The sequence below is a fragment of the Polaromonas sp. CG_23.6 genome, from assembly GCF_029892315.1.
Lineage (GTDB): Bacteria > Pseudomonadota > Gammaproteobacteria > Burkholderiales > Burkholderiaceae_C > Polaromonas.
This window is the reverse complement of the sequence record NZ_JARXUY010000001.1, coordinates 180,713-193,484: the sequence shown is the minus strand read 5'-3', so window position 1 is coordinate 193,484 and position 12,772 is coordinate 180,713. Positions and strand designations below refer to the sequence as shown.

Genomic DNA, 12,772 nt, shown 5'->3' with positions numbered 1-12,772 from the left:
GAATGGTAATTTGTAACCAATCCTTCACGATGCCAACCGTATGCCTTTATCGACAGGGCGGCATGCCATGACCCGCTATCATCCGTTCATGCTTGAACAACGAATCGAACAGCACTTCATCGACAGTGCCGACCTTAAATACCAGTCCGCGCAAATTCTCTCCAAACCCGTTGCCGCCGCAGTGCATGCCATTCTGGCCAGTGTGACCAGCGGCAACAAGGTCCTGGCCTGTGGCAACGGCGGTTCGGCTGCCGACGCCCAGCACTTCGCGGCTGAATTCGTCGGTCGCTACGAGCGTGAGCGGCCCGAACTTGGCGCCATTGCGCTGACCACCGACAGCTCCATCATCACCGCCATTGCCAATGATTACGATTTCAGCGTGATTTTTTCCAAGCAGGTGCGCGCCCTTGGCGTGGCCGGCGATGTGCTGCTGGCCATCAGCACCAGCGGCAATTCAGCCAACGTGCTGGCCGCCGTCGAAGCGGCGCACGAGCGCGAAATGACGGTGGTGGCGCTGACCGGACGGGGCGGTGGAAAAATGAACCAGGCGCTGCGCGAAACCGATGTCCATATCTGTGTGCCGCATGAGCGCACAGCCCGCATTCAGGAAGTGCATTCCCTGGTGATCCACTGCATTTGCGATGGTGTGGACACCCAGTTACTTGGCGATCAGGAGTCTTCGGTATGAACTATGGTGCAATGAAACGAATGGCCGGCATGGCCTGCACGGCAGTGGTGCTCTCCAGTCTGTTGTCGGCTTGCGTGGGGCCGCTGCTGGTGGGCGGCGCCATGGTAGGCGGCACGCTGCTGGCGGTTGACCGCCGGACTTCCGGTGCCCAGCTGGACGACGAAGCCATTGAGCTGCGGGCTGCCAATCAAATACGTTCCAACCTCGGAACCCGGGTGCGCGCAAGCGTCACCAGTTACAACCGCCAGGTGCTGCTGACCGGCGAGGTGCCCAACCTGCAGGACAAGCAGCGCGTCGAGGAGGTGGTCAAGTCAGTGGAAAGCGTGGCATCGGTGGTCAACGAACTGGCGGTCCTGAACAGCCCGTCGCTGATGGACCGGTCTGCCGACACGCTGCTGACGGGCCGCATCAAGGCCATGCTGCTGGATGCACGGGAACTGCAGTCGAACGCCTTCAAGATCGTGACCGAACGCAATACGGTGTACCTGATGGGCCGTGTCACGCAGCGCGAAGCAGACCGTGCCACGGAAGTGGTGCGCGGTACGCCGGGTGTGCAAAAAGTCGTCAGGCTTCTGGAAATCATCAGCGAGCAGGAGCTGCAGAGAATTGGAACCGTACCAGCCAAAAATGCCCAGCCTGCCGCTTCCGTGAAGCTCTGAGTCGCTTGCGAAAGGGTTAATGATCATTGCCTTTTCGCATCGCAGGCAAGCCGGGCCGCTGCAAGAAGCCGCTTAGTGTTACCTCAGTCGTTTGACCAGGCTGGACGTATCCCAGCGCTGGCCGCCCATTGCCTGCACATCGGCATAAAACTGGTCCACCAGCGCCGTGACTGGCAGCCGGGCGCCATTGCGCTTGGCTTCGTCAAGCACCAGACCCAAGTCCTTGCGCATCCAGTCCACCGCGAAGCCAAAGTCAAACTTGTCGTCGACCATGGTCTTGCCGCGGTTGTCGAGCTGCCAGCTTTGCGCAGCACCCTTGCCAATCACCTCTAACACCTGGTTCACGTCAAGCCCGGCCTTCTGGCCAAAAGCCACCGCTTCGCTCAGGCCCTGAACCAAGCCGGCAATGCAGATCTGGTTGACCATTTTGGTCAGCTGGCCAGCGCCTGCCTCGCCCATCAGGGTGAAGGCTTTTGAAAAGGCCATGCCGACCGGCCGGGCCGCATCAAACGCCGCCGCATCGCCGCCGCACATGACCGTGAGCGCGCCGTTTTCAGCGCCAGCCTGGCCGCCCGAGACCGGTGCGTCAATGAACTGCAGGCCGATGGCTTTCGCCGCGCTGTAAAGCTCGCAGGCAACGGTCGCTGACGCCGTGGTGTGGTCGACAAAGATGGCGCCCGGCTTCATGCCGGCAAACGCGCCGTCCGCGCCCAGCGTGACGGAGCGCAGGTCGTCGTCGTTGCCAACGCAGCAAAACACCATGTCTGCACCCGCTGCGGCTTCGCGCGGTATGGCGGCGGAAGCGCCCTTGAATTCATCGCGCCATCCCTGGGCCTTGGGGGCGCTGCGGTTGTACACCGTGACGTCGTGGCCCGCCAGCGCCAGATGTCCGGCCATGGGGTAACCCATGACGCCCAGCCCGAGAAAGGCGACTCTGCAGGAAATGGAGGGCGCGTAGTGCTTGGTCGTGAGGATGGTCATGGGGTTCAATAAAGCGGTTAAAAAATTCACACAATCGCAAAATGTTCGGTTCCAGCCGACAGGTCGGTTGACTTGGCACGCTGCGAATAAAGCTTGATCTGCAGCCGAAGGTCGTTAACCGAATCGGCGTTGCGCAGGGCGTCTTCATACAGGATATGGTTGCCTTCAAAAGCATCGAACAGCGACTGGTCAAAGGTCTGCATGCCCATGTTGCGGCTTTTCTTCATGATTTCCTTGATCTCGTTGACATCACCCTTGAAGATGAGGTCGGAGATCAGCGGGGAATTGAGCATCACCTCGACTGCCGCAAACCGCCCCTTGCTGTCCTGCCGGGGGACCAGGCGCTGGGACACCACCGCCTTGAGATTGAGCGACAGGTCCATCAGCAACTGCGTGCGGCGCTCTTCCGGGAAAAAGTTGATGATGCGGTCCATCGCCTGGTTGGCACTGTTGGCATGCAGCGTGGCCAGGCACAAATGGCCGGTTTCTGAAAAAGCCAGCGCATGCTCCATGCTTTCACGGTCTCGGATCTCGCCCATCACGATCACGTCAGGCGCCTGGCGCATCGAGTTTTTCAGCGCCGAGGCCCAACTGTCTGTATCGAGTCCGACCTCGCGCTGGGTCACCACGCAGTTTTTGTGCGGATGGACAAACTCCACCGGATCTTCAATCGTCAGGATGTGGCCGTAGGACTGCTCGTTGCGCCAGTCCAGCATGGCCGCCATGGTGGTTGACTTTCCGGCACCAGTGGCGCCAACCAGAATGACCAAGCCCCGCTTGGCCATCACCACGTCCTTCAGTACTGGCGGCAAACCCAGGCCGTCCAGTGTGGGAAGCATCGCTGGAATGACGCGTATCACCATGCCGACCTTGCCCTGCTGCATGAAGGCATTGATACGAAAACGGCCAATACCGGGCGGCGAGATGGCAAAGTTGCATTCCTTGGTGCGCTCAAACTCGGCCGCCTGCTTGTCATTCATGATGGCGCGTGCCAGCGTCAGCGTGTGGCTGGCATTGAGCGGCTGGGAGGACACTTTGGTCAGTTTGCCATCAACCTTGATGGCAGGCGGAAATTCTCCTGTCAGGAAAAGGTCGCTGCCGCCACGGTTGACCATGAGTCGCAGAAGGTCGTTGATGAATTTACTGGCCTGGTCTCGTTCCATACGTTCTCCTGTGTGTTGTCAGCGGATGAGAGAGCACCCGATTAGCTCTGCTGCTCGCTGAGCCGGGCGCTCACGACCCGCATGCGGCGCGAAAGCTTGCGGGCCAGTAAGGCGATCAGGCAAGCCGTCAGCGCAGGGTCGGTCCCCATCATTTCGTCGAGCCTCTGTGCGCTTAGTAGCGCAATCAGTCAGCGAGGAGCAAACGGAAAACCGCGGGCCGCTGTCGAGCAGCGACATTTCGCCCAGCCGTGCTTCGGTCAGGTGCAGACGCTCGCCCCAAGGCTGCTCGCGGTCCATGGCAATGCTGCCACTCAGCAACACCGGCATGGAGTTGCCGTACTCGTGCTGACGAATCACGTCCTGATTGGCCGGAAGCGCAGCGAAGACAAGGAATGCCTTCAGGCGTTGCAAGGCATCTGGCCCCAAGCGTGCCATAAGGTTGTCCGGGCTCCACAGTTTGTCCAGCAATTTGCTGCCGCGTCCCGCTGCCAAGCGCTTGGCGCCCACCTCATTGGCCCGGGCTTCCCAAGGCACCATGGACGACGCATCGATTCCCTGGTCAGCAAAGGCGGGGGAAAAGAAAACCGTGTCAACAAGGCTGTCGCCGCCGGAACTGGTTGGCGTGGCTTGCCTGATCCGTCCGGGTAAGCCCTTCATGGTGCATTTCTCCTGATGAACACGGGGGGGGGGGCGGTTCTAGCCTGGAAAGTTATCGGGAATCTTGGCCTTGCCGCGAGCTTCTGCAGCAGAAATGACATTGCGCCTGACCAGGTCAGTCAGGTTCTGGTCCAGCGTCTGCATGCCCAGGCTGTTCCCCGTCTGAATCGACGAATACATCTGCGCCACCTTGGCTTCACGGATCAAATTGCGGATGGCACTGGTGCCCAGCATGATTTCATGCGCGGCCACCCGGCCCTGGCCGTCCTTGGTCTTGCACAGGGTTTGCGAGATCACTGCCTGCAACGATTCGGACAGCATCGAGCGGATCATTTCTTTTTCCTCAGCCGGAAACACGTCGATGATCCGGTCGATGGTCTTGGCGGCGCTCGACGTGTGCAGTGTGCCAAACACCAGGTGGCCGGTTTCCGCCGCCGTCATGGCCAGACGAATGGTTTCCAGGTCGCGCATTTCACCCACCAATATGGCGTCCGGGTCTTCGCGCAGGGCCGACTTCAGCGCAGCAGCAAAGCTTAGCGTGTGCGGGCCAACTTCACGCTGGTTAATCAGGCATTTCTTCGACTCATGGACAAACTCGATCGGGTCCTCGACCGTCAGGATATGGCCGTACTCCGTTTCGTTCAGGTAGTTGACCATGGCCGCCAGTGTGGTCGATTTGCCCGAGCCTGTTGGACCGGTGACCAGCACCATGCCGCGCGGCTTGAGCGCCAGATCGCCAAAAATCTTTGGTGCCCCCAGTTGCTCCAGCGTCAGGATTTTGGAAGGAATAGTTCGCAGCACCGCCCCGGCGCCGCGGTTGTGGTTGAAGGCGTTGACCCGAAATCGCGCAAGGCCGTCGATCTCGAAAGAGAAATCAACTTCCAGGAATTCTTCGTACTGTTTGCGCTGGGTGTCGTTCATGATGTCGTACACCATGGCGTGGACTTCCTTGTGGTCCAGCGGATCAATGTTGATGCGGCGAACATCACCATGGACCCGGATCATCGGAGGAAGGCCGGCTGACAGGTGCAGATCGGATGCCTTGTTTTTGACGCTGAAGGCCAGCAACTGCGTAATATCCATTCCGGCAAATCCTCTAGGTTGAATCTGAGCTTACAGTCGGATTATGACCACGATTGCCCACCATCTCCAACTTGTCAATGACCAAATTCATGCCGCCTGCCTGGCCTGCGGACGCGATCCTTCCAGTGTGCGCTTGCTGGCAGTTTCAAAAACCTTTGGCGCCGATGCAGTGATGGAGGCCATGGCGGCAGGCCAAACAGCTTTTGGCGAGAACTATATTGCCGAAGGCGTGGGCAAAATCGAGGCTTTGCGCGGTGCGCTGGCCGGTGCTGACCAGAAGCTTTTTACAGCTGCCAACGCCCTGGAATGGCACTGCATCGGACCAGTCCAAAGCAATAAGACACGGCTGGTGGCCGAGCATTTTGACTGGGTGCAGTCGGTGGACCGGCTGAAGATCGCGCAGCGGCTGAGCGAGCAGCGCCCGGCCGAACTGCCCGCACTGCAGGTCTGCCTCCAGGTCAACATCGATGGCGGCACCAACAAGTCAGGCGTGGCGCCCGAGGCGGCCCTGGCGCTTGCCCGGGAGGTTGCGCTGCTCCCGCGCCTGGTATTGCGCGGCCTGATGGCTATCCCTGAGCCTGCTACTGATTTCGTAGCTGCTTGTGCTTTGCACGCAAGAGCAAAAGACCTTTTCGATCAAATAAATGCCTCTGGCGTACTGGCGTTGCCAATGGACACGCTGTCGCTGGGAATGTCGGCGGACCTGGAGGCCGCGATTCACGCTGGCAGCACGATGGTGCGCGTGGGAACGGCGATCTTCGGTGGGCGCCCGAGGCCTGTCTAGCCAGACAGCAAGGGGGCGGCCAACGTCTTTCGCTGCGTACCCGGTTCCATGAGGTAGGCTTCGAGTTCCACCAGTGGCAGGGGTTGCGAAAACAAAAAACCCTGAAACTGGTCGCAACCCTGTGCCACCAGGAAGTCTTGCTGGGCTTGGGTTTCTACGCCTTCGGCGACCACTTCCAGGTTCAGGCTGTGCGCCAGGGTAATGATGGTGCGGGAAATGGCGGCATCGGTCCGGTCGGTCAGCACTTCCGCGACAAAGCTCTTGTCGATCTTGAGTTGGTCCAGCGGCAGGCGCTTAAGGACCGACAGCGACGAATAGCCCATCCCGAAATCGTCAAGCGCCAGTGTCACGCCCAAGGCCTTGAGCGTTCCCATGCGCGCCAGTGTGATGTCTATGCCGTCAGCCAGCAAGGTTTCGGTGAGCTCGAGCTTCAGGCGCTCGGGCTTGACACCAGTGCGCCGAATCTCGGCCATCACCTGGTCGACAAAATCAGGATGCCGGAACTGGCGCACACTGACATTGACCGCGATGCTCAAGCCGGCAGCCTGTGGCCAGTGTGCCCAGGCAGCCAGTTGTTCGCAGGCGGTTGCCAGTGCCCACTGGCCCAGCGGCAGAATCAGGCCGCTGTCCTCGGCCATCGGGATAAAGTCGGCTGGCATGACCAGCCCGCGTCTCGGATGCTGCCAGCGCAGCAAAGCCTCGACACCCGTCACGCAGCCCTGACGGTCAACCTGGGGCTGGTAATGCAGCACAAACTCTTTCTTGCGCAGGCCAGCGTGCAATTCCGAGCTGACAGCGGCATTGGCATTGACCGCCGCCTGCATTTCGGGATCAAAAAAGCACACCGAATTGCGGCCGGTGGTTTTGGCCTGGTACATCGCCAGGTCGGCCTGCTTGAGCACCTCGCTCACGCTGTCATGCGGGCCACAGAGAGAGGTCACGCCGATGCTGGAGGTGGTGTAGTGCTGGTGGCCGGACAGATCAAAAGGCTCACGCAAATGCTCCAGCACTGTTTCGGCCAGCTTTCGGATCTTGACGGTAGCTTCGATTGCATTGTTTCCCAGGTCTTCGAGCAGCACGACGAATTCATCGCCTCCCAGCCGCGCCACTGTGTCAGTGTCATCAACGCAGCCCGCCAGCCGTTCAGCAACCTGCTGCAAAAGCATATCTCCCTTGTGGTGGCCCAGGGTGTCGTTCAGCACCTTGAGCTTGTCCACGTCAATGAACATCAGTGCGCCGTTGCGCCGCTGGTCAACGCTTTGAGACATCACCTGCTCCAGGCGGTTCAGCAGCATCAGCCGGTTTGGCAGGCTGGTCAGCGGGTCGTAGAAGGCCAGCTGGTGAATGGCATCGGCCGCAACCTTGCGCTGGGTGATGTCCCGGCCGACAGCGACCCAGTGCGCCAAGTCATCCGCCGTGTCGGCGACCTGAACGATTTCCAGTTCCAGCCAGAAGCAGCTGCCGTTCTTGCGGTAGATCAGCAGTTCGCTGCGGGCCTGCCGCTTGCGCGCCAGCATTCTGGCCATGCGTTCAAATTCGTCCTGCGCTGCTCCTGACCCCAGGAGTCTGTGCGGCGTCTGGCCCAGTACCTCATGGCGGCTGTAGCCCGTGTGCTGTTCAAAAGCGTGGTTGACGAACACGATGTAAGGCACTTTTTTGCGCGCAGGCTGGGCTTCGGCGATCAACACGATGTCGTTGAGCCGAGACACGCAGGTTTCCAGCAGCATCAACTGCTCCTGCGATTTGCGCCGCTTGCTCACATCGCGAAAGTAAACCACCAGCCCTTCGGCAAAGGGGCCGGCGCGCACTTCCAGCCACTTGCCCAGTCCGGGGTAGAAGTCTTCGAACTCAAGCTGCCGGCCGGTGGCGATTGACCGCTGCAGTTCCTGACGCAGGCGCTGGTTCTTGTCGTTGACCAGAACCTCCCAGATTTCCTTGCCCAGCAATTCGGTACTGGCATGCCGCAGCAACTGCTCGCTTGCCTGGTTCACGTGGGTAAAGCAGCATTGCCGGTCCAGCATGACAAAGGCGTCGGTGATGGTGGACAGCGTCGTGGTCAGGCGCATGCCCGGATGAAGCGTTTCCTGCTGGGCCTGCTTGCGTTCTGAAATATCCTGCAGCATGCCCTGAAGACTCTTGACCTGGCCGCGCTTGTTATGCACCGCTTCGCAAACGATGCGCACCCATTTGCTGCTGGACGGTGTGTCGATCTGCATTTCTTCGTCAAAACCGGTGCCATGCCGGCTGCACTGCTGAAGCAGCCATCCGACGCGGTCCCGGCACTCTGGCGAGAACCGGGCGGTGAGTTCATCACGCGTGATCAGGCGCTCTGGCAGCAGACCGATGATGGCCGAAAATTTCGTCGAGCAGGACACCCATTGAGGGGTTTTCAGTTCCATCGTCCAGCTGCCGGCCTGCGCAACGCGCTCAGCCATCGCCAGTAAGTGGGTGGCCTGTTGAGAGGCTAGGGACATGAAACTCCTGATGAAAATGACACGGGAAGAAGTCAAATAGGGTTGTCTGGCGCTCAGACACCAATATAGACAGGCTTTTGCCGAGCGGCAGCATTTGGGCAATGCGCTTGCATGTAAAAACATCTCTATGCGGATTATGTGCAAAAGTCATGGCTTCGCAGGCATACATTTTTTGAGCCGTGCGCCCACTTGGCCGGTCGATTTTTTCAATGCTCGACCCATGCATGACCGCAATACCTTGGCCGCACCCCAGCATTGCAGGGTCTTGACACGACGCGATGGCAAGGCGCGTGCAAAACGCTTGCCGACGCTTTGCGTTCTGCAAAGTGGGCGGCGGGTTTCGCTCTGCCGCGGCCGAGGAGTTGATGGTGCAACTTGATGCCTGTCGTGACTTGACTGACTATCTTTTAGATAGTCCGCACCGCGTGTGGGTCGCACTGATGAATGAACTGACACTCAGTTCTGATGGAGTGGCCTGCGGGATTTGTATGAAAGATTTTTGGGCATGAAAAATTAATTAGTTACTCATCTTGCATTCGGACAGAAGGTCTTTGCCTATTTCGCAACGTAGGATGAATGGTTTTGAAGGACATGACATGGCAACACCGTTTTTTGGCAAGCGCGACAATGAAATTCCAACCACCGGTGTACGGCCTGCTGTGGGCGGCAACTACACAGGTCCTGGCGCAACGCCCGCCGGCCCGGTGCATTCCGCTTCCCCCGCAACAGGAACGCAAAACATGACCCGGCCGATGGCGGGTGAGCCAGCTGCCCCTGCGGTGAATGAACGGGACAGCGGCAGCAAACTGACGGTCGGACCCAACATCAAGCTCAAGGGCGTCGAAATTACCGACTGTGACACGCTGGTCGTTGAAGGCACGGTGGAAGCCACCATGAACTCGCGTGTCATCCAGATTTCCGAGCAGGGCGCATTCAAGGGTTCGGCCGAGGTCGAGATTGCGGAAGTTTGGGGAGAATTCGATGGCAACCTGATTGTTCGCCAGAAACTGGTGATCTACGCCACCGGCAAGGTCACCGGCACCATCCGCTACGGCAAGCTGGTGGTGGAAGAAGGCGGCCAGCTTTCGGGCGAAATTGTGTTTGGCACCCAGGGCGGCAGCCTCAAGCCCGCCGTGGTGGCCAAGTCCGGTTTGCAGGCTGCATGACTGTTTAATATTATCGAATAGTGGCTTTTGCGCTTGTCGTGTGGACTTGAGCTGCTATTTTTTTGGACATTGGTCGTTCAAGTTCGATTTGTCCCTTTTCCGATCATTGGCGGCAAGCGTAGTCCAACGTGATCAAAAGAGCCTGAAAACCAGTGGAATGAGCAGCGATGCCAGCACAACCTGCATGCCCAGCGCCAGACCTGCGTAGGCTCCGGCATCTGCATCCACCTGCATCGCACGCGCTGCCCCGATACCATGCGATGCCGTTCCCAGGGCAAAGCCCCGCGCCGCCCAGCCTTGCGTCGTCGTCGGGATGCGCAATGCGGCAAACAAGTATTTACCGCACAATGCGCCGACCAGACCGGTGATCACCGCAAAAACCGCCGCCAGGGCAGGAATGCCGCCAATCTGCTCGGCAATGCCCATCGCAACGGGTGCGGTAACCGATTTGGGCACCAGCGAAAGAATCAGTTCCCTTGGCAGGTCAAGCATCCATCCGAGCAGCAATGACGAGAGCGCCGCTACGCTTCCCCCGGCGAGTGCCGCCACCAGTAGCCGACCCCAACGCTGACGCAATTCGGTGCGGCGCAGCCAAAGCGGCCAGGCCAACGCCACAACCGCAGGGCCCAGCAGAAAGTGTATGAATTGCGCGCCGGCAAAGTAGGTCGGATACGACACGCCGGTGCCTAGCAGTCCGCAGGCCAATATCACGACCGACCAGAGCACCGGATTCGCCCACGGCCCATGACCGGCACGAACGTAAAGGGCATGTGCCAGCACATACACCATCAGCGTCGCGGTCAGGCCGAACAGCGGCGTGGTCGAAAGATAAACCCACAGCTGGACAAAATCAGACATCGCCATCCTTTGCCGAAGCCGTGATTGCTGTCGGACCATGGCCTCGATCCCTGAGCAGGTGCAGTGTCAGCACTGTCACTGCCAGTCCGGCCACGGTGGACAACACGACGACAGCCAACATGCGGATTCCGTATTGGCTTACCAGTGAAAGATGGGTCATCACGCCCACGCCCACCGGAACAAACAGTAGTGAAAGGTGTGAGAGCAAAAATTCCGCGCATGCCCCTACCGGCTCCTGAATGGCTGGCCAGCGCAGCGCCAGCAACAGCAACACCATGCCAATCACCGGACCGGGCAGCGGCAGTGCCAGGCCACGCCCCAGCAGTTCACCTGCCGACTGAAAAATCAACAGCCACATCATTCCGCGCAGGGGATTCATGTCATTCCATTTCCAGATCAATCCGACAGGTCATTTTCCTGCCGTGCCAAGCCACCGCCTGTTCTCAGGCTTCACGGTGTGTGACTGACTGATTTTTCAACGGAATCATGGGCGCAATGGCGCGGCAGGTTTCAAAAACGCGGCAGGTCAGGGTGTGAAATCTTGCCGCCGCGCACCAGCATTTTTCCATACTCGGCGCAGCGGTTCAGCGTCGGGATCACCTTGCCCGGATTGAGCAGGCTTTTCGGGTCAAACGCGCGCTTCACGCCGAACATCTGCTCGTTCTCCTCGGCTGAGAATTGCACGCACATCGAATTGAGCTTTTCCACGCCCACGCCATGCTCGCCCGTGACGGTGCCGCCCATGGCCACGCTGGTTTCCAGAATGTCGGCGCCGAACAATTCGCAGCGGTGCAGCTGGTCGGCATCGTTGGCGTCGAACATGATCAACGGGTGCAGGTTGCCGTCGCCCGCGTGGAACACATTGGCGCAGCGCAGGCCGTACTTGATTTCCATGTCGGCAATTGCCAGCAAAATATCGGCCAGGCGCTTGCGCGGAATCGTCGAGTCCATGCACATGTAGTCGGGGCTGATGCGGCCCGACGCGGGAAAGGCATTCTTGCGTCCGCTCCAGAAGCGCAGCCGTTCGGCTTCGTTCTGGCTGACGGTGATGGCCGTGGCGCCGAAGCGTTCCAGCACCGCGCTCATGCGGCCGATTTCCTCTTCGACTTCTTCCGGCGTGCCGTCGCTTTCGCACAGCAGGATCGCTGCTGCCGTCAGGTCGTAACCGGCATGCACGAAATCCTCGACTGCTGCCGTCATCGGCTTGTCCATCATTTCCAGCCCGGCCGGAATGATGCCGGCGGCAATCACGCCGGCCACCGCATCGCCGGCCTTGCGCAGGTCGTCAAAGCTGGCCATGATGCAGCGCGCCAGTTGCGGCTTGGGAATCAGCTTGACGGTGACCTCGGTGGTCACGGCCAGCATGCCTTCGCTGCCGATCACGATGGCCAGCAGGTCGTAGCCCGGCGCGTCCAGCGCATCGCCGCCAAATTCCACCTCGTCGCCTTCAATGGTGAAACCCTTGACCTTCAATACGTTGTGCACCGTCAGGCCGTATTTCAGGCAATGCACGCCGCCCGAGTTCTCGGCGACGTTGCCGCCAATGGTGCAGGCAATCTGGCTGGACGGGTCGGGCGCGTAGTACAGGCCATGCGGCGCGGCGGCTTCGGAAATCGCCAGGTTGCGCACGCCGCCCTGCACCAGCGCCGTGCGGCTCGCCGCATCGACCTTCAGGATCTTGTTGAACTTGGCCAGCGACAGCGTCACGCCCAACCGGTGCGGCATGGCGCCACCCGACAGCCCGGTGCCCGCGCCGCGCGCCACCACCGGCACATCGAGTGCATGGCAGGTCTTGAGCACCGCCTGCACCTCGGCATAGGTTTCCGGCAGGGCGACCACCAGCGGCCGCTCGCGGTAGGCGGTCAGCCCGTCGCATTCGTAGGGCGTGGTGTCTTCACTGTTCCAGAGCAGCGCATGTTTGGGCAATACCGCCTCCAGGGCGCGGACGACTTGCGCCTGGCGCTCGGCGCGTTGGAGTGAAGAGCGTTGCTGGGAAGAGGCGGGTGCGTTCATGGTCAGGTTCCATCAGTGAAACCTGACTTTAGTCCAAGCCGCCTTAGCCGGGGTGAAGATTTTTAAAACCCGGCGTGAAATGCGGCATGTGGACGGAGCGGAAATTGGCGGCGCATTTTTTGCGTCAAGGCTCTGGCGTTTTCCCATCAAGCGGATGGCATCGTGGGGCTGACAAGCACGCCAGGCTTTGACACCGCTTCATAGTGACTTTCCATCGATTCACGCAAAGGACATCGCCATGGCCCA

At 59.9% G+C, this 12,772-nt stretch carries 11 protein-coding genes and 1 pseudogene; 4 read left to right on the top strand and 8 right to left on the bottom strand.

The features are described 5' to 3' along the window. Nucleotides 1-88 precede the first annotated feature (88 nt). Nucleotides 89-688 carry a phosphoheptose isomerase gene (locus H4V98_RS00920; RefSeq protein ID WP_196863423.1) on the top strand — a complete coding sequence of 200 codons (600 nt, stop codon included), beginning with the start codon at nt 89-91 and terminating at the stop codon, nt 686-688. Continuing rightward, nucleotides 685-1,347 carry a BON domain-containing protein gene (locus H4V98_RS00915; RefSeq protein ID WP_196863422.1) on the top strand — a complete coding sequence of 221 codons (663 nt, stop codon included), beginning with the start codon at nt 685-687 and terminating at the stop codon, nt 1,345-1,347. Before H4V98_RS00920 ends, H4V98_RS00915 begins: the two co-directional genes overlap by 4 nt. Before the next feature lie 78 nt (nt 1,348-1,425). Here H4V98_RS00915 and H4V98_RS00910 read toward each other — a convergent pair whose 3' ends face one another. The 4 genes and pseudogenes from H4V98_RS00910 to H4V98_RS00895 form a co-directional block, all read right to left on the bottom strand. Continuing rightward, the gene (locus H4V98_RS00910) at nt 1,426-2,328 is read right to left on the bottom strand and encodes an NAD(P)-dependent oxidoreductase (protein ID WP_196863421.1); all 903 of its coding nucleotides are present in this window, start codon (nt 2,326-2,328) and stop codon (nt 1,426-1,428) included. Between the two features lie 26 nt (nt 2,329-2,354). Next, nucleotides 2,355-3,491 (bottom strand): PilT/PilU family type 4a pilus ATPase, encoded by a 1,137-nt coding sequence (locus H4V98_RS00905; RefSeq protein WP_196863420.1) that lies wholly within the window; start codon nt 3,489-3,491, stop codon nt 2,355-2,357. A 41-nt stretch (nt 3,492-3,532) separates the two neighbouring features. Further along, nucleotides 3,533-4,148, bottom strand: a pseudogene (locus tag H4V98_RS00900) (cyclic nucleotide-binding domain-containing protein). 39 nt (nt 4,149-4,187) lie between these two features. After that, nucleotides 4,188-5,231, bottom strand: coding sequence for a type IV pilus twitching motility protein PilT (locus tag H4V98_RS00895; protein ID WP_196863419.1), 1,044 nt, complete (start codon nt 5,229-5,231; stop codon nt 4,188-4,190). A gap of 43 nt (nt 5,232-5,274) precedes the next feature. On the opposite strand from H4V98_RS00895, the gene H4V98_RS00890 reads away from it, so the two are divergent. Beyond that, nucleotides 5,275-6,015 carry a YggS family pyridoxal phosphate-dependent enzyme gene (locus tag H4V98_RS00890; protein WP_196863418.1) on the top strand — a complete coding sequence of 247 codons (741 nt, stop codon included), beginning with the start codon at nt 5,275-5,277 and terminating at the stop codon, nt 6,013-6,015. Here H4V98_RS00890 and H4V98_RS00885 read toward each other — a convergent pair. Beyond that, a complete protein-coding gene (locus H4V98_RS00885; RefSeq protein ID WP_196863417.1) occupies nt 6,012-8,489 on the bottom strand; it encodes a bifunctional diguanylate cyclase/phosphodiesterase in 2,478 nt (825 codons plus the stop codon). The two genes, H4V98_RS00890 and H4V98_RS00885, sit on opposite strands and share 4 nt — an antisense overlap. Before the next feature lie 596 nt (nt 8,490-9,085). On the opposite strand from H4V98_RS00885, the gene H4V98_RS00880 reads away from it, so the two are divergent. Next, nucleotides 9,086-9,655, top strand: coding sequence for a polymer-forming cytoskeletal protein (locus tag H4V98_RS00880; protein ID WP_196863416.1), 570 nt, complete (start codon nt 9,086-9,088; stop codon nt 9,653-9,655). 132 nt (nt 9,656-9,787) lie between these two features. Here the strand turns inward: H4V98_RS00880 and H4V98_RS00875 are convergent, their stop codons facing one another. The 3 genes from H4V98_RS00875 to H4V98_RS00865 all read right to left on the bottom strand — a co-directional run bounded on the left by H4V98_RS00875 (nt 9,788) and on the right by H4V98_RS00865 (nt 12,526). Beyond that, nucleotides 9,788-10,513, bottom strand: coding sequence for an LrgB family protein (locus H4V98_RS00875; protein ID WP_196863415.1), 726 nt, complete (start codon nt 10,511-10,513; stop codon nt 9,788-9,790). Further along, the gene (locus H4V98_RS00870) at nt 10,506-10,892 is read right to left on the bottom strand and encodes a CidA/LrgA family protein (RefSeq protein WP_196863414.1); all 387 of its coding nucleotides are present in this window, start codon (nt 10,890-10,892) and stop codon (nt 10,506-10,508) included. Before H4V98_RS00870 ends, H4V98_RS00875 begins: the two co-directional genes overlap by 8 nt. Before the next feature lie 131 nt (nt 10,893-11,023). Then, the gene (locus tag H4V98_RS00865) at nt 11,024-12,526 is read right to left on the bottom strand and encodes an FAD-linked oxidase C-terminal domain-containing protein (RefSeq protein ID WP_196863413.1); all 1,503 of its coding nucleotides are present in this window, start codon (nt 12,524-12,526) and stop codon (nt 11,024-11,026) included. Between the last annotated feature and the right edge of the window lie 246 nt (nt 12,527-12,772).

Excerpts from the sequence above, each read along its gene's own strand:
- H4V98_RS00920 (WP_196863423.1), top strand. The coding sequence starts at position 89 with ATGCTTGAACAACGAATCGAACAGCACTTCATCGACAGTGCCGACCTT.
- H4V98_RS00895 (WP_196863419.1), bottom strand. The coding sequence starts at position 5,231 with ATGGATATTACGCAGTTGCTGGCCTTCAGCGTCAAAAACAAGGCATCC.
- H4V98_RS00885 (WP_196863417.1), bottom strand. The coding sequence starts at position 8,489 with ATGTCCCTAGCCTCTCAACAGGCCACCCACTTACTGGCGATGGCTGAG.
- H4V98_RS00915 (WP_196863422.1), top strand. The coding sequence starts at position 685 with ATGAACTATGGTGCAATGAAACGAATGGCCGGCATGGCCTGCACGGCA.
- H4V98_RS00880 (WP_196863416.1), top strand. The coding sequence starts at position 9,086 with ATGGCAACACCGTTTTTTGGCAAGCGCGACAATGAAATTCCAACCACC.
- H4V98_RS00865 (WP_196863413.1), bottom strand. The coding sequence starts at position 12,526 with ATGAACGCACCCGCCTCTTCCCAGCAACGCTCTTCACTCCAACGCGCC.
- H4V98_RS00890 (WP_196863418.1), top strand. The coding sequence starts at position 5,275 with ATGACCACGATTGCCCACCATCTCCAACTTGTCAATGACCAAATTCAT.
- H4V98_RS00870 (WP_196863414.1), bottom strand. The coding sequence starts at position 10,892 with ATGAATCCCCTGCGCGGAATGATGTGGCTGTTGATTTTTCAGTCGGCA.
- H4V98_RS00875 (WP_196863415.1), bottom strand. The coding sequence starts at position 10,513 with ATGTCTGATTTTGTCCAGCTGTGGGTTTATCTTTCGACCACGCCGCTG.
- H4V98_RS00905 (WP_196863420.1), bottom strand. The coding sequence starts at position 3,491 with ATGGAACGAGACCAGGCCAGTAAATTCATCAACGACCTTCTGCGACTC.
- H4V98_RS00910 (WP_196863421.1), bottom strand. The coding sequence starts at position 2,328 with ATGACCATCCTCACGACCAAGCACTACGCGCCCTCCATTTCCTGCAGA.